At 56.1% G+C, this 20,829-nt stretch carries 19 protein-coding genes; 11 read left to right on the forward strand and 8 right to left on the reverse strand.

What is annotated here, in order from left to right; genetic code table 11:
- Positions 1–4: 4 nt before the first annotated feature.
- The 4 genes from AC6I8E_RS08800 to AC6I8E_RS08815 all read right to left on the reverse strand — a co-directional run bounded on the left by AC6I8E_RS08800 (position 5) and on the right by AC6I8E_RS08815 (position 4,559).
- On the reverse strand, positions 5–472 hold the full coding sequence (locus AC6I8E_RS08800; RefSeq protein WP_013357779.1) for a GNAT family N-acetyltransferase: 468 nt from the start codon (positions 470–472) through the stop codon (positions 5–7).
- A gap of 6 nt (positions 473–478) precedes the next feature.
- Positions 479–709, reverse strand: coding sequence for a hypothetical protein (locus tag AC6I8E_RS08805; RefSeq protein WP_195858134.1), 231 nt, complete (start codon positions 707–709; stop codon positions 479–481).
- Positions 710–1,153: 444 nt separating this feature from the next.
- Positions 1,154–2,653 (reverse strand): L-arabinose isomerase, encoded by a 1,500-nt coding sequence (araA, locus tag AC6I8E_RS08810; RefSeq protein ID WP_033783006.1) that lies wholly within the window; start codon positions 2,651–2,653, stop codon positions 1,154–1,156.
- A 202-nt stretch (positions 2,654–2,855) separates the two neighbouring features.
- The gene (locus tag AC6I8E_RS08815; RefSeq protein WP_497824670.1) at positions 2,856–4,559 is read right to left on the reverse strand and encodes a ribulokinase; all 1,704 of its coding nucleotides are present in this window, start codon (positions 4,557–4,559) and stop codon (positions 2,856–2,858) included.
- A gap of 365 nt (positions 4,560–4,924) precedes the next feature.
- Between AC6I8E_RS08815 and AC6I8E_RS08820 the strand changes: the two genes are divergently transcribed.
- From AC6I8E_RS08820 to AC6I8E_RS08840, 5 genes are all read left to right on the forward strand, one after another.
- Positions 4,925–5,908 (forward strand): arabinose ABC transporter substrate-binding protein, encoded by a 984-nt coding sequence (locus AC6I8E_RS08820; protein WP_013357782.1) that lies wholly within the window; start codon positions 4,925–4,927, stop codon positions 5,906–5,908.
- Between the two features lie 99 nt (positions 5,909–6,007).
- Positions 6,008–7,528, forward strand: a complete 1,521-nt coding sequence (gene araG / locus AC6I8E_RS08825; RefSeq protein WP_033783010.1) for an L-arabinose ABC transporter ATP-binding protein AraG — start codon at positions 6,008–6,010, stop codon at positions 7,526–7,528.
- 12 nt (positions 7,529–7,540) lie between these two features.
- Complete coding sequence (gene araH / locus AC6I8E_RS08830) at positions 7,541–8,524, forward strand: L-arabinose ABC transporter permease AraH (RefSeq protein ID WP_497824671.1); 984 nt, start codon at positions 7,541–7,543, stop codon at positions 8,522–8,524.
- A gap of 76 nt (positions 8,525–8,600) precedes the next feature.
- Positions 8,601–9,518 carry an arabinose operon transcriptional regulator AraC gene (gene araC / locus AC6I8E_RS08835; protein ID WP_147789268.1) on the forward strand — a complete coding sequence of 306 codons (918 nt, stop codon included), beginning with the start codon at positions 8,601–8,603 and terminating at the stop codon, positions 9,516–9,518.
- Positions 9,519–9,619: 101 nt separating this feature from the next.
- Positions 9,620–10,666, forward strand: coding sequence for an oxidoreductase (locus AC6I8E_RS08840; protein WP_147789267.1), 1,047 nt, complete (start codon positions 9,620–9,622; stop codon positions 10,664–10,666).
- A 296-nt stretch (positions 10,667–10,962) separates the two neighbouring features.
- Here the strand turns inward: AC6I8E_RS08840 and add are convergent, their stop codons facing one another.
- The 3 genes from add to manA all read right to left on the reverse strand — a co-directional run bounded on the left by add (position 10,963) and on the right by manA (position 14,946).
- The gene (add, locus tag AC6I8E_RS08845) at positions 10,963–11,958 is read right to left on the reverse strand and encodes an adenosine deaminase (RefSeq protein ID WP_147789266.1); all 996 of its coding nucleotides are present in this window, start codon (positions 11,956–11,958) and stop codon (positions 10,963–10,965) included.
- Positions 11,959–12,138: 180 nt separating this feature from the next.
- Positions 12,139–13,638 (reverse strand): YdgA family protein, encoded by a 1,500-nt coding sequence (locus AC6I8E_RS08850; RefSeq protein ID WP_147789265.1) that lies wholly within the window; start codon positions 13,636–13,638, stop codon positions 12,139–12,141.
- 132 nt (positions 13,639–13,770) lie between these two features.
- Positions 13,771–14,946 carry a mannose-6-phosphate isomerase gene (gene manA, locus AC6I8E_RS08855; protein ID WP_147789264.1) on the reverse strand — a complete coding sequence of 392 codons (1,176 nt, stop codon included), beginning with the start codon at positions 14,944–14,946 and terminating at the stop codon, positions 13,771–13,773.
- A gap of 195 nt (positions 14,947–15,141) precedes the next feature.
- Between manA and fumC the strand changes: the two genes are divergently transcribed.
- Positions 15,142–16,539, forward strand: a complete 1,398-nt coding sequence (fumC, locus tag AC6I8E_RS08860) for a class II fumarate hydratase (protein ID WP_033783020.1) — start codon at positions 15,142–15,144, stop codon at positions 16,537–16,539.
- A 41-nt stretch (positions 16,540–16,580) separates the two neighbouring features.
- Here the strand turns inward: fumC and tus are convergent, their stop codons facing one another.
- On the reverse strand, positions 16,581–17,510 hold the full coding sequence (gene tus / locus AC6I8E_RS08865) for a DNA replication terminus site-binding protein (protein ID WP_147789263.1): 930 nt from the start codon (positions 17,508–17,510) through the stop codon (positions 16,581–16,583).
- Between the two features lie 186 nt (positions 17,511–17,696).
- On the opposite strand from tus, the gene AC6I8E_RS08870 reads away from it, so the two are divergent.
- The 5 genes from AC6I8E_RS08870 (at position 17,697) to AC6I8E_RS08890 (ending at position 20,812) form a co-directional block, all read left to right on the forward strand.
- Positions 17,697–18,896: an MFS transporter gene (locus AC6I8E_RS08870; RefSeq protein ID WP_187266218.1), complete on the forward strand. Its 1,200-nt coding sequence runs from the start codon at positions 17,697–17,699 to the stop codon at positions 18,894–18,896.
- Positions 18,897–19,103: 207 nt separating this feature from the next.
- Positions 19,104–19,598: an RrF2 family transcriptional regulator gene (locus AC6I8E_RS08875; RefSeq protein ID WP_013357792.1), complete on the forward strand. Its 495-nt coding sequence runs from the start codon at positions 19,104–19,106 to the stop codon at positions 19,596–19,598.
- A 195-nt stretch (positions 19,599–19,793) separates the two neighbouring features.
- Positions 19,794–19,976, forward strand: coding sequence for a type II toxin-antitoxin system HicA family toxin (locus tag AC6I8E_RS08880; RefSeq protein WP_370421255.1), 183 nt, complete (start codon positions 19,794–19,796; stop codon positions 19,974–19,976).
- 22 nt (positions 19,977–19,998) lie between these two features.
- Entirely contained in the window at positions 19,999–20,424 is a 426-nt protein-coding gene (locus tag AC6I8E_RS08885; protein WP_033783026.1) for a type II toxin-antitoxin system HicB family antitoxin, read from the forward strand.
- A gap of 82 nt (positions 20,425–20,506) precedes the next feature.
- The gene (locus AC6I8E_RS08890) at positions 20,507–20,812 is read left to right on the forward strand and encodes a type II toxin-antitoxin system HicB family antitoxin (protein ID WP_095707239.1); all 306 of its coding nucleotides are present in this window, start codon (positions 20,507–20,509) and stop codon (positions 20,810–20,812) included.
- Positions 20,813–20,829 lie beyond the last annotated feature (17 nt).

Consider the following 20,829-nt stretch of genomic DNA (forward strand, 5'->3'; position numbering starts at 1 on the left):
CCATTTATTGTGCCAGATGCAGCACCATCACCGTGACGTCTTCACCCGCTATGTGCCGCTGTTCGACCGCCCGCCATCCTGAACGCTGATAGTACGCCTGTTGATCGGGGGTATAGAGCCAGAGCTCGCCAATCTGCTGGTGTTTTGCCCGGACAATCGCTTGCTGGATCAAGGCTTTCGCTACGCCCCGGCCCCGGAATTTCTTATCCGTCACCACTTCGCCAATCCAGTATTCCCTTGCCGCGATGTCGTCCAGTTCATAACGGATGACGCTACAGGTCGCGATAACCGTTTCGCCGTCCGATGTGGCGACGAGGGTAAATTCCGACGAGCCGGTCTGATTCCGTTTTGTTAAACGCGTAAGGATAGTGGGCTGATCCGACCATGCAGGGAGATGTGACCATTCTGTATGCAGCAGTTGTGCAGTTTGTGAGGCGTAGTCGGGATGCTGGTTCAGATCGGCAATTTGCATGGCGCTTTAACCTTTTTTATCAGGTATGTAGCAATACAGGCTGGTGGAGGAAAGTGCAAGATGGTGAAAGAGTTGAGTTTTAGCAAAGAGACCGGTGTTCTTATGTATTACCGGGAAAATAATCGCTATGGGATTCGGGTGTAAGGTCAGCAAAGGTATGCCTGATCGCAAAGGGTTCCCGCATCCATGCGGATCGGCCGCGCCATCCCTGGCGCGGACGCTTTGCTCTTCAGGCATACCATTCCTTCCCGGTTGGGCTTGATCATTGCTGTAATTAAACGTGCGAACGCAAAGTTGAGATTAAGCAGGCTAAAATCAGCAGTGAAGTAAGGCGTCTGGTACATGAGATTTTTAATTGCTGCCAGGAATGGTTGGATCCTTAAAAAATCGCTTAGGTGCCACAAAAAGGAGGGGATGACGGGTAGTGGAGTAAAGCGTCCGCCGCATGGACAAAAACGCCGGGAGCGTTTTTGAACAACGCGAAGCGTTGGCCCGCTTGCGGGCGAGCCTCATGGATGAGGCGAGTCGTCCGGCGGCCGAGCCTACAGGGATGTATTTACGGCGACTTTACGGAACGCCCGCCATTCCCGACTGAATAGCACTTATTTACTAAAAAACGGCACCTTATCAATCCTGAAGCAGTATCTTTTCAGAACCCCTAAAGCGCCGCTTAATTACCTATTAACGTTTCAACCGGTAATACGCTTCATTCCAGCGCAGCGCGTCTTTAAACGCAGGCAAGGTGGTGTGCTCATCTATCACCAGCACTTCGATATCATTCATCTCACCATACAGATACATATCGTCGAGCGTCAGCGCCTGACTGAACACCGTATGGTGCGCACCGCCGCCCAGAATCCACGCTTCGGAAGCAGTCGCCAGTGATGGCTGCGCTTTCCACAGTGCGCGGGCAACCGGCAACTTCGGCAGCGGTTTCGGCTGCTCGATAGCATCCACCACGTTAACCAGCAGACGGAAACGATCACCCATATCAATTACGCTGGCGTTAACCGCACGGCCCGCTGGCGTGGAGAAAATCATGCGCGCCGGGTCGGCTTTATCGCCAATGCCGAGGAACTGCACATCGATTAATGGCTTCTCTTCAATGGCAATCGACGGACAGACTTCCAGCATGTGCGAGCCGAGCACCAGATCGTTGCCCGGTGAGAAGTGATAGGTGTAATCCTCCATAAATGAGGTGCCACCTTTGCGATCGCCTGCCAGCACTTTGAAAATGCGCAGCAGCGCAGCGGTTTTCCAGTCACCTTCACCTGCGAAGCCATAACCCTGACCCATCAGACGCTGAACCGCCAGACCGGGCAACTGTGTCATGCCGTGCAGCGTCTGGAAGTTAGTGGTAAAGGCGTGGCAGCCCTCCGCTTCCAGGAAACGCTTCAGACCCAGCTCAATGCGCGCGGCATCCAGCACGTTCTGACGTTTTTCGCCGCCAGATGCAGCAACATCGGTAAAGCGATACAGGCTTTCGTACTCGTCGATCAGCGCATTTACGTCGCCATCGCTGACGCCATTGATCACCTCAACCAGATCGCCTACACCCCAGCCATTCACTGAATAGCCGAACTGAATCTGTGCAGCGACCTTATCGCCTTCGGTCACGGCCACTTCACGCATGTTGTCGCCAAAACGCGCGACTTTCAGCTGCTGGCTAGCCTGTTTTGCCAGCGCTGCACGCATCCAGTTCCCCAGACGCTGCTGACTGGCGCTATCTTTCCAGTGACCGGTCACCACGCTGTGCTGCAGGCCCATGCGCGCGCCGATGAAACCGAACTCACGGCCGCCGTGCGCGGTCTGGTTCAGGTTCATAAAGTCCATGTCCATGCTGTCCCACGGGATCTCCGCATTGAACTGGGTATGGAATTGCAGCAGCGGCTTATTCAGCACGCTCAGGCCGCCAATCCACATCTTGGCTGGAGAGAAAGTATGCAGCCAGGTAATGATCCCGGCGCACTGCTTGTCATAGTTTGCGTCGCGACACAGGGCCAGCGCTTCATCCGGTGACTTCACCAGCGGTTTCAGCTCCAGACGCATGGGTAAACCGGCCTGATTCAACCCCTCAACGACCTGACGTGCATGCTGTTCAACCTGGCGTAACGTCTCCGGCCCGTAGAGGTGCTGCGTGCCGATGACAAACCACACGCTGTAGTTGTTTGACTGTTCCATAAAACCACTCCTTTACTTTGCGCCTACCTTAGTAGGCTAATTTATTTGTCAGTCTGAACCCGGGCAGTGCTCACACAGGCTGCTTTAGCAACCTGAACGCCCTGAAGTGCGGCCCTGAAGGGGCGAGCACAGCGAGTAATCCTCACGTACTCCGTGTACGCTGGCTGTTTCGCGCTGTCCGTGTCCAGACTGCCTGCAACAATTACGCCTGTTGGGCCAGGCTCGTAGCGGAAGCGGGCCGGGCGGCGAACTGCGGTTCTGCCGTCACGCACCATTGTTGATAGCGTTGATAAAGTTGTTGATAGCGGGCGACGCGCGCCGGATCGGGCTGCATCGTCACGGCAATCGGGCTGGCCATGACCTGTTGTGCATCAGGGACGCTGGCGTGAACACCAGCGGCCACGGCGGCGAAAATGGCCGCACCCAGCGCACAGCACTCGTCAGAGGCGACGATATCCAGTGGCCGGTTCATCACATCGCAGCAGGCCTGCATAATCGCCGGAGATTTCCGTGCGATGCCGCCGAGGGTCAGAATGCTCTCGACCGGGATCTGCTGCTGCTCGAAGCACTCCATAATGGCGCGTGCGCCAAACGCGGTGGCCGCGACCAGACCGCCAAACAGCGCGGGGGCATCGGTGCCCAGATTCAGGTCGGTAATTACCCCTTTCAGACGCTGATTGGCGTTTGGCGTGCGGCGACCGTTAAACCAGTCCAGCACCACCGGCAGATGGTCGAGCTGCGGATTGGCGGCCCAGGCTTCGGTCAGACCTTTAATCAGGTTTTTCTGCATCTCAGCCAGCTGAGGCTTCAGCGCCGGATGCTGCTGCGCCGCCAGCTGTAACGGCCAGCCCAGTAAATGGCTGAACCAGGCATAGATATCACCAAAGGCAGACTGACCGGCCTCCAGCCCGATAGCGCCGGGCACGACGCTGCCATCGACCTGACCACAGATGCCTTTAATATCGCGATCGCCAACTTTTTCTGTGTCAGCAATCAGGATGTCGCAGGTGGAGGTGCCGATCACTTTCACCAGCGTATAAGGTTTAGCTCCGCCACCGACTGCGCCCATATGGCAGTCAAATGCGCCACCGGAGAGCGTGACCGTCTGCGTCAGGCCAAGACGCTGCGCCCACTCGGGGCTGAGCGTGCCGACCGGCAGATCCGCGGTCCAGGTTTCTGTGAATAACGGGGAGTCGAGCTGCTGGGTTAACAGCGGGTCGAGTGCATTAAGGAAATCGACATCGGGCAGGCCGTTCCAGTCGCCGTGCCATAGCGCTTTATGCCCGGCCGCACAGCGGCCACGGCGCAGCTTATCTGGCGCGGTCGTGCCGCTTAACAGGGCAGGTACCCAGTCGCACAGCTCGACCCAGGAAACGGCGGCCTCACGCACGGCCGCATCTTCACGCGAGACGTGCAGAATTTTCGCCCAGAACCACTCCGAAGAGTAAATGCCGCCGATATAGCGGCTGTAATCCTGGAAGCGGCCGCTGTGGCACAGCTGATTAATCTCTTCGGCTTCTTCTATCGCCGTGTGATCTTTCCACAACACAAACATCGCGTTGGGGTTCTCCGCGAACTCCGGGCGCAGCGCCAGCACGTTGCCGTCGCGGTCGATGGGCGCCGGGGTTGAACCGGTGCTGTCAACGCCAATGCCGATCACGGCTGCGCGTTGATCGTCGCTCAGTGCATTCAGCACGCCGAGCAGCGCCTGCTCCATGGCGTCAATGTAATCCTGTGGATGGTGACGAAAACGGTTCGTGTGCGGATCGCTGTATAAGCCCTGCTGCCAGCGCGGGTAGCTGCACACCGCACTCTGCAGCTCTTTGCCGCTATAACAATCCACGGCCAGCGCACGCACCGAATCACTACCAAAGTCCAGCCCAAGGGTGATGGCTCCAGCACGCATCGGAATCTCCTGTAGTTAGTTAACTCCTGTATCCTGGGTTCGGCGCGCCGGAACAGTTAGTCATCGCTGGCTAACAATATGCACTTTTCTGTCATCGGCAGTGATTTTGTGATCCATTGCAAAAGTTAAGCTCCGGTTAAATTTGCTGAATATATGGATCATTTTGTCGTGATTTTAATGTGTGATACCGCTCTACATTTTTCTTCGCTAATACCGCTAAAACTAGCCCAGCGTCTGGACAGTCTGTCAGCACATGCCAGCCTAACGCACTGATTTATGGCTGTACCCACATAAGAAAATTAACTGGTAGCGTTTACACCGATTCGTTATTAGCAGCGAAAAATAACCTGGTACCGGAGAGCATCATGCATAAATTCACTAAAGCATTCGCGGCCATCGGCCTGGCAGCGGTTATGTCACAATCCGCTATCGCCGAGACCATGAAGCTGGGTTTTTTAGTCAAGCAACCAGAGGAACCCTGGTTCCAGACTGAATGGAAATTCGCCGACAAAGCGGGCAAAGATCTTGGCTTTGATGTCATCAAAATTGCCGTGCCGGATGGTGAAAAAACCCTGAATGCCATCGACAGCCTGGCGGCTAACGGCGCGAAAGGTTTTGTTATCTGTACTCCCGATCCGAAACTCGGTTCCGCCATTATGGCGAAGGCACGCGGCTATGGCCTGAAAGTCATCGCCGTGGATGATCAGTTCGTTACTGCCAAAGGCAAGCCGATGGACACCGTGCCGCTGGTGATGATGGCGGCCACCAAAATTGGTGAGCGTCAGGGGCAGGAACTCTATAAAGAGATGCAGAAACGCGGCTGGGATGTGAAAACTACCGGCGTGATGGCGATTACCGCGAACGAACTCGACACAGCACGTCGTCGTACCGGCGGCTCAATGGACGCGATCAAAGCCGCTGGCTTCCCGGCAGCCCAGATCTACCAGGTTCCCACCAAATCTAACGATATCCCTGGCGCATTTGACGCCGGTAACTCCCTGCTGGTGCAGCATCCTGAAGTCAAACACTGGCTGGTTGTCGGCATGAACGACAACACCGTGCTGGGCGGCGTGCGTGCCACCGAAGGACAGGGCTTCAAAGCGGCTGACGTCATCGGCATCGGCATCAACGGCGTCGATGCCATCAGTGAACTGTCAAAAGATAAGGCGACCGGCTTCTACGGTTCGCTGCTGCCAAGCCCGGATATCCATGGCTACAAAAGCAGCCAGATGCTCTACAACTGGGTCAGCAAAGGTGAAGAGCCACCGAAATTCACCGAAGTTACCGATGTGGTGCTGATCACCCGTGACAACTTCAAAACTGAACTGGCGAAAAAAGGACTGATGTAACCCTGAGCCTGTCGGGCTGTTCGTAGCCCGGCATCCTTAATAGCCGATTTCGCGCCGCCCGCCCTGACAGGCCGGTGGCGCGAAAGAGTGAGGACCAACATGAACACTGATTCAGCATTTCTGTCGTTTCATGGCATCAGTAAAACCTTCCCTGGCGTGAAAGCGTTGCAGGATATCTCCTTCGACTGCCGGGGCGGTGAAGTCCATGCGCTGATGGGCGAGAACGGCGCAGGCAAATCGACGCTGTTAAAAATACTCAGCGGCAGTTATCAGCCGAGCGGCGGTGAGATTCGTATCAAAGGCAAGCCGATGAGCTTTCAGCGCACCACAGATGCGCTGGACGCGGGCGTCGCCATTATTTACCAGGAACTGCATCTGGTGCCGGAAATGAGCGTGGCGGAGAACATCTACCTCGGTCAGATTCCGCACAAACATGGGCTGGTCAATCGTAAGCTGATGCGCTTTGAGGCGGGCCTGCAGCTGAAAAATCTCGGCATGGATATTGACCCTGATATGCCGCTGAAATACCTGTCGCTGGGACAGTGGCAGATGGTGGAGATTGCCAAAGCGCTGGCGCGTAACGCGCGCATTATCGCCTTTGATGAGCCAACCAGTTCGCTATCGGCGCGTGAAATCGACAACCTGTTCCGCGTTATCCGTCAGCTCCGCGAGGAGGGCCGGGTGGTGCTCTACGTTTCACACCGCATGGAAGAGATCTTCGCCCTCAGTGACGCCATCACCGTCTTTAAAGATGGCCGCTACGTGCGGACCTTTACTGACATGGCTAACACCCATCACGACGATCTGGTGCAGGCGATGGTGGGCCGTAATCTGGGTGATATCTATGGCTACTCACCACGCGCTAAAGGCGACGTGCGGCTTGAACTGGACAAGGTCGAAGCAAAGGGCGTGCGGACGCCGATTTCGCTGAAAGTTCATGCCGGTGAAATCGTCGGTCTGTTTGGCCTGGTCGGAGCCGGACGCAGTGAACTGCTGAAAGGGTTATTTGGCGGCACGCGTCTGCGTGGCGGTCAGGTGATCCTGGACGGCAAACCGCTGCCGCTGCGTGAACCCATCGACGCTATCCGTGCGGGCATCATGCTTTGCCCGGAAGACCGCAAAGCCGAGGGCATTATTCCGGTGCACTCGGTGCGCGACAACATCAACATCAGCGCCCGTCGTCACAATCTTACCGCCGGTTGCCTGATAAAAAACGGCTGGGAAAACAAAAATGCCGACAGCCATATCCGCTCGCTGAACATCAAAACGCCCAGCGCCGATCAGCTGATCATGAACCTCTCCGGTGGTAACCAGCAGAAGGCGATTCTGGGACGCTGGCTCTCCGAGGATATGAAAGTGATCCTGCTGGATGAGCCCACGCGCGGCATCGATGTCGGTGCCAAACATGAAATTTATAATCTGATTTATCAGCTGGCGAACCGGGGCATTGCGGTGCTGTTCGCCTCCAGCGATTTACCGGAAGTGATGGGCCTGGCCGATCGCATCGTGGTGATGCGTGAAGGTGCCATAGCCGGTGAACTGCTGCACGACGACGCCACGGAGCAGCAGACGCTGAGCCTGGCGATGCCCAAAACCACTCAAGCGGCCGCCGTGGCCTGACAGGAGATCATCATGGCTTCATCCACGACCTCAAATACGCCGCAGCCCGCTTCACGCGGCGGCCTGCAGTTAGGTCGCATCTGGGACAACTTCGGCATGCTGGTGGTCTTTGCGCTGCTGTTTATTGTCTGTGCGATTTTTGTGCCGAATTTTGGCTCGCTTATCAATATGAAAGGCTTAGGGCTGGCGATGTCGATGTCCGGCATGGTCGCCTGCGGCATGCTGTTCTGTCTGGCCTCCGGGGATTTCGATCTGTCGGTCGCCTCGGTGATCGCCTGTGCGGGTGTGGTGACCGCCGTGGTGATCAACATGACCGAAAGCCTGTGGATTGGCGTGGCAGCCGGTCTGGTGCTCGGCATGATCACCGGCTTTATCAATGGCTTTGTGATTGCCCGACTGAAGATCAATGCACTGATCACCACGCTGGCGACCATGCAGATTGTGCGCGGCCTGGCCTATATCTTCTCTGACGGTAAAGCGGTCGGGATCGAAGATGAGCGCTTCTTTGAGCTGGGCTTTGCCAACTGGCTTGGCGTGCCAGCACCCATCTGGCTGACACTGGCGACCATGCTGATCTTCGGCTTCCTGCTTAACAAAACCACCTTTGGCCGTAATACCCTGGCAATTGGCGGCAATGAAGAGGCGGCGCGACTGGCCGGTGTGCCGGTGGTGCGTACCCGCATCATCATCTTCATTCTGTCCGGGCTGGTTTCCGCAGCGGCGGGCATCATCCTGGCGTCACGTATGACCAGCGGTCAGCCAATGACCTCCATCGGCTATGAGCTGGTGGTGATTTCTGCCTGCGTACTGGGCGGTGTGTCGCTGAAGGGCGGCATCGGCAAGATTTCCTACGTGGTTGCAGGGGTATTAATTCTTGGTACCGTCGAGAATGCGATGAATTTATTGAATATCTCGCCATTCTCACAGTATGTGGTGCGCGGTCTGATACTGTTAGCTGCGGTGATTTTTGACCGTTACAAACAGAAAAAAGCCTGACTGATCGAGCCGTTGGCCCGCAGAAGCAGACGCCTTTGCGGGCTATCCGAACACTAACAGACTGAGTGAGGTCGCTATGTATCACCGCGAATTACCGGCCGAGCAGCAAAACCCCTTGTTGCCGGGCTATTCATTCAATGCCTGGCTGGTGGCGGGGCTGACGCCCATCACCGCTGATGGCCCGCTCGATTTCTTTATCGATCGCCCGCACGGCATGAAAGGTTACATTCTGAACCTCACCATTAAAGGCAAAGGGCGGGTATTCGACGGCGAGCGGGCATTTGACTGCGAACCAGGCGAAATGCTGCTTTTTCAGCCAAAAACCGCTCACTACTACGGCCGCGCGCCGGACAGCCCGCAGTGGTTCCACCGCTGGGTCTATTTCCGTCCGCGCGCCTACTGGCACGACTGGCTGCGCTGGCAGGATGAGAAGGAGGGCGTGGGACGACTGCTGCTGCCGGAATCGCTGCGCGGCGAGTTCGACCGCCTGTTTGCCAGTATCGAACAGACTCATAACTCAGGCCGCCGCTTTGCGGAAGAGCTGGCAATGAACCTGCTGGAGCGGCTGCTGCTGCGTGCCGTTGAAGAAGATCCGCGCAGCCATCAGTTGATCCGCGACCCGCGCGTTATCGAAGCCTGTCAGTATGTCACCAACCATCTCGCCAGCGAGGTCAAGATTGAAGAGGTGGCGCGTCACGTCTGCCTGTCACCGTCGAGACTGGCGCACCTGTTCCGCGAGCAGATGGGTGTCAACCTGCTGCGCTGGCGTGAAGATCAGCGCGTTATCCGCGCCAAACTGCTGCTGCAGACCACTCAGGAACCCATCGCCTCGGTAGGGCGTGAAGTGGGTTACGACGACCAGCTTTACTTCTCACGGGTATTCCGCAAGCGTGTTGGCGTCAGTCCCAGCGACTTCCGCCGCCGCAATCAGGATGCGCACGATAGCCTGGCGGCGCAGACGGCCTGGCCCCTGGCGCGAAGTGCTATCTCTTAGTTTTTTCGGGGGATTCCGCCTTGTCCTCACCTGGTTAATAGTCTTAAATCAATCAGGTTATCAACTAAGAGCCTGCCAGGCAGGCTCTGAGAGGAATCCAAATGAGTGATAAATTACGTGTTGGTCTGATCGGCTACGGCTTTGCCAGTAAAACGTTTCATGCTCCGCTGATTGCGGGAACGCCGGACGTCGAACTGGCCGCCATTTCCAGTAGCGACGCCAGCAAAGTCCACGCCGACTGGCCTGCCGTGAAGGTGGTGGCCGATCCTCAGGCGCTGCTGGACGACCCGACTCTGCAATTGATTGTTATTCCTACCCCCAACGATACGCACTTCCCGCTGGCTAAAGCGGCGCTGAATGCCGGTAAACATGTGGTGGTCGATAAGCCATTTACCGTGACGTTGTCACAGGCGCGCGAACTGGATGCGCTGGCGAAAGCTAAAGGGTTGCTGCTGTCAGTGTTCCATAACCGCCGCTGGGACAGCGATTTCCTGACGCTGAAATCCCTGATTGAGGCTGGCTCGCTGGGTGAAGTGCGTTACTTCGAATCGCATTTTGACCGTTTCCGTCTGGAAGTACGCAATCGCTGGCGTGAAATGAAGGGTGCAGGCAGCGGAATCTGGTATGACCTGGGGCCGCATCTGCTGGACCAGGCGCTGCAGCTGTTTGGCCCGCCGGTCGCCATCAATGTCGATCTGGCCGAAATGCGTCCGGGCGCGCAGACCACCGACTACTTCCACGCCACGCTGACCTATCCGCAGCGCCGCGTGGTGCTGCACGCCAGCATGCTGGTGGCGGCAGAATCCGCCCGTTACACTGTCCACGGCACGCGTGGCAGCTACGTTAAATATGGTCTGGATCCGCAGGAAGATCGCCTGAAGTCGGGTGACTTCCCGCCGCAGGAGGACTGGGGCTATGACATGCGCGACGGCACACTGACGCTGGTTGATGGCGACGCTCTGACCGAAACCACGCAGATGACCCAGCCGGGCAACTATCCGGCTTACTATGCGGGCATCCGCGATGCCATTGCCGGACGCGGTAATAATCCGGTGACGGCGGAAGAGGCGATTCAGGTGATGGAGCTGATCGAACTGGGTCTGCAATCCGCCGAGAAACGCCAGACGCTGTCGCTGAAGCGCGTCTGATTGGTGAGTGTAATAATGATCATTTAATACTTCGGGCAGATGCCTGACAAGCTTAAAAGCGGGCAAGTACTACAGCAATAAATTTGCTTAACATTCAGGGAACGGGGTCAGAAGAGGAAAGCGTCCCGTGCCAGGACGGCGCGGGCAGAGCATGCCAGGGATGGCGGCTTTTGCGTCTTTCCGATCTGACCCCGTTCCCTGTGTAAGCTCGGTCTTAAAGCCACCTGTCCTTGAGCATTTCCTTACATTAAAACGGGCCGGATATCCGGCCCGTTTTTATGGCTGCAACGAGCAGATTACTGCACGCGGGCGCGGATAGCCGCTTTCTCAGCCTCGCTGAGGAAGGCAATCGTCAGTCCATTCTCCTGCGCCTGACGCATCTGCGCTGCGTTCAGACCGGCAGCCGGTGCGGCGTGCTGATACTCATGAGCAAGCTCAATGCCCTGAACCGCCGGATCATCGGTGTTGATGGTCGCCAGAATGCCATGCTCCAGGAAGGTCTTCAGCGGATGCTGCGCCAGTGAAGGCACGGTGCTGGTCTGGATATTGGAGGTCAGGCAGGATTCAATACCAATATGGTGCTCCGCCAGGAAATCCATCAGCGCGCGATCTTCAATCGCTTTCACGCCGTGACCGATACGCTCAGCGCCCAGCTCACGAATCGCCTGCCAGATGCTCTCCGGACCGGCCGCTTCGCCCGCATGCACGGTAACCCGGAAACCGGCATCGCGCGCCTGGGTAAAGTGACTCAGGAACTCGCTGCCCGGGAAGCCCAGCTCATCACCCGCCAGATCGACCGCGGTGATGTGATCGCGATGGGCCAGTAAACCTTCCAGTTCGGCAAGGCAGGCATCTTCGCCAAAGGTACGGCTCATAATGCCAATCAGACGCACGTCGATATCGTGCTGCTGACGGCCAGCGCGTACGCCGTCAATGACCGCTTCCACCACACCGGCAATCGGCAGGTTATGGGTCATCGCCATATAACCGGGCGAAAAACGCAGTTCAGCATAATGAATGCCCGCGCGCGCGGCATCTTCAACATTTTCCTGCGCAATGCGGCGGCAGGCATCCAGATCGCCCAGCACTTTCACGCCCCAGTCGAGTTTCTGCAGGAAGCTCACCAGATCAGGTTCATTCTGGCCGACCTGCACATGCGGACGCAGCGTCTCCAGCGTTGAGGCGGGCAGGGCAAGATTAAACTGGCGGCCTAAATCGAGAATGGTTTGTGCACGAATGTTGCCATCAAGGTGGCGGTGAATATCAGTCAGAGGAATTTTAGAATCGATCATGGCGCACTCGCTGAGTTGTCGGTGAAGTGCAGAGCATTATAAAAATATCTTGCGCAACAGCGCCAGCTATTTGCGCAACAGCCGCGCCGGATGCTGCTTAATTACCCATAACCGGCGGGCAAATCAGCGTTCAGGCATAAAAAAAACGACCCGAAGGTCGCTATAGATGGAAGATAGTGCTTACTGCGGCATGCCTTCGCTGGTCGGCATACCCAGCATATAGCGGGACATAAACTGTTCCAGCGTCATCTTGTCGCCGTTCATGTTCACCTGACCGTTGGCGTACTGAAGGCTGGTCACGATGTTGTTATCCTGCTGCTGAGTCAGGCGGAACATCTGACCCATCGCCGCCAGACCTTTTACCTGCTGATCCGCCAGCTTCTGGGCGTCATCTGCCTGATAACCCTCAGCCAGACCCACTTTGTGCATGGTTTCGGTTGCCATCGGCATATTGATCACCAGCTTGCTGTCCAGGCTTTTCAGTACCCGGTCAACCATAGCGCTCAGCGTCTGGGCTTCACCGGTCACGGCAGAAGGATCGTTGAAGCTGGCCGTCAGATTAAAGGTGCTTTCACCTTTGTCATTCTTCCAGCTCAGCGGAGCAATGCTGATGGATGGCGAGCCTTTCAGCAGCATCGGCAGATTGGCCATCAGAATCTGATGCACGCCTGCCTGATAGCGGATAGGATCTTCCGCAACGCCAGGCTGGGTCAGCAGCTCCTGCATCTGCGCGTTGTAACGATCGGAGAAGGCTTTGACCGCCTGCGCATCAAACTGTGACAGCTTCATCTTCAGCGCTGCCTGACCGAAGTCCTGCTTCTGCAGCTGAACGCCTTCCACTTTGTAATCAATATCGCCGCCAATTTTACCGGCGCTGTTATCGAAAGAGGAGGTGCCTTTCATTTTATGCAGCGTCAGGGCGTCCTGACCATTGATGCTGGCATTCACCTTCTCAATGTCCACCGACTGATCGCCGATGCGCACGCCTTCCGGGCTGAGATGCGTGTTACCGCTCAGCTTCAGACCATTAACAGTGAACAGTACCGGCTGGCCCATCTCATTTTTACTGGTCAGCGCGAGGCTATCCACATCGCTGTCCAGCGACACTTTATCGCCTTTATTATCAGCGCTGACATTGAAGGTGCCGCCATTGGTGGCAAAACGCTCGCCGGTTTGCGCATTCTGATAGTCAACCGGCAGGACACGCAGCGCGGTATCGGTAGCGCCGCTGTAGCCGATGCGGGTATCTGCATTAATCAACGATTTATTGCCGGTCAGCTCGAACAGCTTCTTCACCGCATCGGTGTTAGCCAGCTCGGTATGAACGGATGCCATGCTCGGGATCAGATTGAAATGCTTCAGCTGCGCAAACGGCAAAGGGCCATGATCGATGGTTTCATTCAGGATGATGCTCTGACCCGGCTTCAGCAGCGGGTTATCTTCCGTCTGCGAATTGGCCTGAACCACCAGATTCACCTTGCTGCTGAACACGCCGCGCTGATAGTCCTGATAGCTGATCTTCAGTCGGCTGTTAGGGGCATAAGCGTTCAGCTGTGCATTGGCGTTCTGCACCAGCTCATCCCTGTGGCTTTCAATTTGCTTGCCGGTGAACCACGCCGCGCCAGTCCAGACTACGCCCAGTGCGATGATGACACCTACGGCAACATTGGTCTTTTTCATTGCTGATTCGTCCTTATCCTTGAGTCCGCTTATGCCGCAGGTTTACCCCAGCGACCGAAGAAAAACGCCCGCAGGCGTTTAAAAGCTAATAGGTTGAAATAATAGCAGTTAACAGAGATTCCGTCAGCCGCTCTACCCTAAGTCGTTAAATACCCGCGCCAGCCGGCCCGTACCGGCGACCGTTACCGGCGATTCGCTGGCGGCAATGAAGCAGGATTCACCCGGTTTCAGCGTCAGTTGCTGAACGTCTTTGGCGATAACCGCCTGGCCTTCGATGCAGAACAGCAGGGCGGCGCTCTGTTGCGCCAGCGATTGCGGTTCTGCGTTCAGGCTATGGATGGCAAAGGAAAAATCTTCCACCGGAATCGGGAAGCGCTGCGCGTTGCCCTGTTGCTCTGGCTCCGTCAGCAGCGAGCTGGCAGGTTTTTCATCAAACTTCAGGTTGGCCATCAGCTCGTCGATATCGATATATTTCGGGGTTAAACCGGCCCGCAATACGTTATCAGAGTTGGCCATCACCTCCAGCGCCACGCCTTTCAGATACGCGTGCGGGGTTTCCGCGTAGAGGAACATCGCCTCGCCGGGCTGCAGGGTGATCACATTCAGCAGCAGCGGTGAAAACAGGCCGCTGTCGTCAGGATATTCAGCCGCAATCATGCGAATGGTTTCCCATGGCTCGCCCTGCTGCGCATCAAGCGCGGATTTCAGTACGCCCAGCGCCAGCGATTTCGCTTCACCCTCCAGTGACAGCAGGGTAGAGAACAGCGCAGCAAGCGTCTCCTGCTCCGGATGTTGCAAAAAATGGGCAATCTGAGGATGTGCACCTGCAACCGGCTCCAGCAGGGAGACCATCTGCGTCAGCGTGCGAAAGCCATTCATTGCCTGGAACGGCGTCAGCGCATAGACCAGCTCCGGCTTGTGGTTTGCATCTTTATAGTTGCGCTCGGCGGCTGTCAGCGGAATCCCCGCCGCATTCTCACGGGCAAAGCCCACTTCGGCCGCACGTTTGCTGGGATGGACCTGAATCGACAGCGGCTGATCGGCACACAGCACTTTGAACAGGAACGGCAGTTCACCAAAGCGCTGTGCTACCGCGTCACCCAGCATCGCGTCGGGCGCCGCATCAATCACGTCACGTAACGAACGCTCGCTGCCCTGATCCATCACGGTTGAGGGACTTTTCGGATGTGCGCCCATCCACAGCTCTGCCATCGGCAGGTCCTCGGGATTGGCAATCCCATAAAGCTCAGTCAACGCCGTTTTGCTGCCCCATGCGTAATTTTGCAGCGAATTGTTCATTTTTTGCATTGTTTAACCCTTTATCACGGGAAATTATTGCGGCTATTAAAGCAGAAACTACCGGTAAAAATACATATCCAGCGCAAAAGGACGCTAAGCTCTGATAATGTTAAATTATTGTGTATTACTATCCTGACTGTCCGACAGTTGATTGCAACGACCTGGCGGTCATTCTTTTAAAAACAAGGTGAAGGAGACGTATTCATGGCAGGCAACCGCATTGAGAAAGATTCAATGGGCCCCATCGATGTACCGGCAGACAAACTCTGGGGCGCGCAGACGCAGCGCTCGCTGGAACACTTCCGTATCTCAACCGAAAAAATGCCGACCGCGCTGGTGCATGCGCTGGCACTGACCAAACGCGCCGCGGCCAGCGTTAACCGCGATCTTGGACTGCTGCCCGCTGACCGCGCAGATGCGATCGTCAGCGCGGCGGATGAAGTGCTGGCGGATAAACATGCGGACGAGTTCCCGCTGGCGATCTGGCAGACCGGCTCCGGTACCCAGACCAATATGAACATGAATGAGGTGCTGGCAAACCGCGCGAGTGAAATTCTTGGCGGTGAGCGAGGAATGTCGCGCCTGGTCCATCCCAACGACGATGTGAACAAGAGCCAGAGCTCCAACGACGTCTTCCCGACGGCGATGCATGTTGCCGCCGTTATCGCACTGCGCGAACAGTTAATCCCTCAGATTCAGGTACTGAAAAAGACGCTCAGCCAGAAGTCTGATGCGTTTAAAGACATCGTTAAGATTGGCCGTACCCATCTGCAGGATGCGACGCCGCTGACGCTGGGCCAGGAGATTTCCGGCTGGGTGGCAATGCTGGAGCACAACCTCAAGCATATCGAACAGAGCATTCCGCACGTGGCGGAGCTGGCGCTGGGCGGAACCGCGGTGGGCACCGGTCTGAATACCCATCCGGAATATGCGGTGCGCGTGGCGAAGGCGCTGGCCGATCTGACGCAGCAGCCATTTGTCACCGCACCAAACAAGTTTGAGGCACTGGCAACCTGTGATGCGCTGGTGCATGCGCATGGCGCGCTGAAAGGGCTGGCTGCTTCACTGATGAAAATCGCCAACGACGTGCGCTGGCTCTCTTCCGGCCCGCGCTGCGGCATTGGCGAAATCGCCATTCCTGAAAACGAACCTGGCAGCTCCATTATGCCGGGTAAAGTTAACCCAACGCAGTGCGAAGCGATGACCATGCTCTGCTGTCAGGTGATGGGTAACGACGTGGCGATCAACATGGGCGGCGCATCGGGTAACTTTGAGCTGAACGTCTTCCGTCCGATGGTGATCCATAACTTCCTGCAATCAATTCGCCTGCTGGCGGATGGCATGGACAGCTTTAATCATCATTGCGCCGTCGGCATTGAGCCGGTGCGTGAGCGCATCGATCAACTGCTGAACGAATCGCTGATGCTGGTGACGGCGCTGAACACTCACATCGGTTATGACAAAGCGGCTGAAATTGCCAAGAAGGCGCATAAAGAGGGGCTGACGCTGAAGGGCTCGGCGCTGAAGCTGGGTTATCTCACTGAAGAGGAGTTTGATGCCTGGGTCCGTCCGGAAGAGATGGTCGGCAGCATGAAGTCGTAAGCTCAGCGATGAGCAAGAGGCCAGCGGATGCTGGCCTTTTTTTATATCGGGCAATCGACCCACAGATGCAGTCGGGGTATCAGCAGATTCAGTGGTTCAGCGGCGGGTTTATGCCGGTGCGTAATGTTATCCGCGTCATAATTAAGCAGCTCGCCCAGTACCGGAACCTGACTGCGATCGCGGCAGATCACCAGTATCGGTGACGGGCAGGCCAGCTGGGTCTGTTTTTTTTCGTCCGCGCGCCAGACGCGTGCGACCGGCTGGACTTTCACCGGACGCTTGATTTTCAGCCGGGCCGAGGCGGGCAGGGCGCGCACGCTTGCCAGCTCCTCCTGCACTTTTTCCGCCCACTGTTCACGTGACCACGGTGCCTGCGCGCGTCCCGCCTTCAGGCTTTTTTCCAGCTGGGCGATCACCTCTTCGCGCTTAAGGTTCTTGATAATGTGCTTATTGGCCCAGCCGAAACGCAGGCTGTCAGGGGCGCTGAGCAGGGTGATCGTGCGGTAGGCATTCAGCGTAATCAGGCCGCGCAGATGCTGGTGGACGAACTCGAAACGCGCTTCGCTCGGCAGGCCCGAGTCCACCGTAATCAGCTGCTCAAGCCGCGCCTTAAGCTGATTAATGAGGTCGACCAGCGAACCGATCTCCGCTTCGCGCTGTTCATCACATTCGATACAGAGTGCCCCAGGCAGGCGCACGGCAGCCTTGGTACTCAGCTGTTCAGACTGATGCTGCATAAACAGGCGGCAGTAATGGTCCAGCGCCATTTTTAACGCGCTGTCGCCCAGATGCTGCTCGACGGCGATCTGAGTAATCGCTTCATGTTCGCGGCCTTTCACCACCGGCGGCAGGCTGAAGACGCGGGCGATAAGTAAAGGCTGCGCCTCAATCTGCTGGCGCAGCTCGCCCAGCGCCAGTTCCAGGTCGTTTACACACTGATGCATATCAGCCACTAAGTCGTAGCGCGTCATGTTGTGCCTCCATAGTTACAACGTCCACAATGTGGCAGATGCCTGTCAGGGAGGCAAGTGCTTTATAGTTACAACATACCTTTATTATACCATTAAAAACGTGCGGCCTGCCTGGCTATCCAGTGAAAAGAGCGTCACACATTCTGGCTTCTGGCAGAACATGTTATAAAAACGATTCGCCTGCTAATGAAGAGATCGCCTGTGAGTCAGAACAATAAACCCGGTATCGCCGCCATTTTCACCCTGGGCCTGGTGCAGATCCTCTCATGGGGAGGGTCGTTCTACCTGATGGCGGTGATGGCGAACCCGATTGCAGCTGAGACAGGCTGGTCGCAGCAGTGGATCTACGGCGCGCTCTCGACGGGGATACTGGTGTCAGGCCTGCTGTCACCGCTGGCCGGCAGGATTATCGCCCGTACTGGCGGTCGTCTGCTGCTGGCGTTGAGCGGTCTGGTGATGGCAGTAGGGCTGGTGATGATGGCGGTCAGCGACTCGTTGCCGCTGTTTCTGTTTGCCTGGGTGATCATCGGCATAGGGATGGCGATGGGCCTCTACGATGCCCTGTTTGCCACACTCGGCACCTGTTATGGCAGTCAGGCGCGTTCGGCGATCACCGGTATTACGCTGATTTCAGGCTTCTGCACCACGCTGGTCTGGCCGGGAACGGCGTTGCTGATTCATGGATTTGGCTGGCGGGATGCGTCACTGATTATTGCGGCAATGATGGTGGTCTGCGTGCTTCCTGCCTATCTGTTTGCCTTACCGGCAACTCATGCTAAACCGCCTGCGAAAAGGGCGGTTAAACACTCTGCGACGCCGGAGATTGAACCTGCGCTGTTCTGGCTGCTGTGCGCCATTTTTACCCTCGCGTCGGTGATTATGACGGCGATTTCCGTGCAGCTTATCGCCCTGTTGCAGGCGAGTGGCCATACGCTGACGTCGGCGCTGGCGATCAGCGCGGTGCTCGGCCCATGTCAGGTAGGCTCGCGCATCGTCGATATTGTTTTCAAACGCAGTCATCCGATCCGTACTACCTTTTTTTCAGTCGGGCTAGTGGCGCTGGGCCTGCTGCTGCTGGCTCTCTTTCCGCAGATGGCGCTGCTAAGCATGGTGCTGTATGGCGCAGGAAATGGCTTACGCGCCATCGTGCGTGGAACTTTACCGCTGGCGATGGTCAAACCAGAGTCTTACGCGATTGTGGTGGGGAAAATGGCCCGCCCGGCGCTAATGGGACAGGCGCTGACACCGCTGATTGGTGGATATGTGTTTGAAAAGATGGGGGCATCGGCGACGCTGTGGTTGCTTTGCGCTTTAGCAGTCTTTAACGTGTTGCTGGTTATGGCGCTGAAGCAGCGATTACCGGCGGCGTCGGTCACCATCGCATGACCGAACTGCTCACTGTGTCCGGCAGGATAAGGATGAGGAGCAGGGTAAGCACCTTGTGCTATCAGGCCTCCGCCTTTGGTGAATACGTGCCTTGTCATTGCCGGTTTGCTTCAAAAAAGCAACAGTGTTTGTTATATTTATTGCTCATTGATTGTTCACTTATGCGGCAATAAAACAATAAGATGCACCGCAACTCAGGATAAAGAAATGCTTGATTACCGCTTCCCGACAGCTTTGCAAATGGTTCTGAGCGTAGCGATGGCGGAGCAAATGGGTAAACGCTCTACCAGCGCGATTCTGGCCTATGGGCTGGAAGCGAATCCCAGTTTCATCCGAAAATTAATGGTCCCGCTGACCCGTGACGGCATTATCGTCTCCACGCTGGGCCGTACCGGTTCGATTCATCTCGGCCGTCCTGCTGCAGACATTACCCTGCGGGATATCTATGTCTCCGTCATTGAAGACAAAAAGATCTGGGCCGCGCGTCCCGATGTCGCGCCGCGCTGTCTGGTCAGTGCCAACCTCTGCTGGTACTTCAAGTCGATAGCCGACGAAGCCGAGCAGGCATCGCTGGATGTACTCGCAAAACGCACTGTGGCCGACGCGCTGAACGAGCTGAAGAAACGCGACACCAGCAACTGCACCGCCGTACCGGAACCTGAACCCGAAGAGAGTGAAGAACTCTGCAAAAAGAGCCGCTGATTGCGGCTTTTTTTATACCTGCTGATCAGTATCGTCCTGCCTCAAATCTGCCATGAATCAATACCCATCTTTCTGAGTTCGGTCATCGCGATAAACGTAATAAATTGTTTGAAAACTCACTCAGGAGCCCAACATTATTGTTGCCTTAAGTACCACCAATGTTATTCTTGCTGTTATACACAGCGAGGGAACGCGATGAAGTACAGTGAATTCAGACGCTGGCTCATTCAGCAGGGCGCTATTTTGACTAAGCACCGCAGTGGAAGCAGCCATTTCAAGGTCTTCCTGGGCGACAGGCAATCCATTTTTCCGGATCATGGAGCGAAAGAAATGCCTGAATGTACGCGCAGAAAAATTTTAAAAGATCTGGGCTTGTGAGCCCGATCAGAGAGGTAACCCTATGTTTAATTATGCCGTCAGCTTAACCCATGACGCCAAAACCGATACCTATGAGGTCTCGTGTCGTGATTTGCCGTTACTGCATTCCGTCGGCGCCACCGTTGAGGAAGCACTGTCAGAAGCCAAAGATGGACTGGTGACGGCTATCTCTCTTGAGATGGATACCCGTCGTCCGATTCCGGTCGCCAGTAAACCGCTGGAAGGTGAATACATTGTCTCCGTACCTGTGCTGGTGGCGATGAAAGCGGCACTTTATAACGCAATGATTGAAACCGGCACTCGTAAAGTCGATCTGGCACGCCAGCTGGGCGTGAATGGCCCACAGGTTGATCGACTGCTGGATGTTGAGCACTCATCGAAAGTTGAAAAAGTGGAGATGGCGCTGGCGCAACTGGGACGAAAAGCCCAAATTGAGATTCGCACCTGATTATCTGCCCGCAAGAATAATGCAGGAGTTTAAGATGGATAATTATTCTGATCTGGCTAACGTCGACGGGTAACCCGCAGTCATCACTTACGTTCCCGAAATCAACCTGTTCCGTGGACGCTTTACTGGCCTGTCAGGCTACTGTGATTTTGTCTCTGACAGCGTGCAGGGCCTGCACAAAGAAGGGGAGATTTCGCTGCGCGAATACCTGGAAGATTGCGCTGCCTCCGGCATTCATCTCTATGCGGAGCAAGAAAGAATCAAGACCTTTACGCTGCGCTATCCTGAATCGCTGGGCGTGCGGCTCTCGCAGGCTGCTGCGCAAAATGAAACGTCCCTGAAAGCGTTTATCGTTGAAACGCTGAATGAAAAATTAAAGCAGCGTTAATTAACATGCTGCCAATC

The organism is Pantoea sp. X-Soil-YNGN-785, from assembly GCF_059730585.1.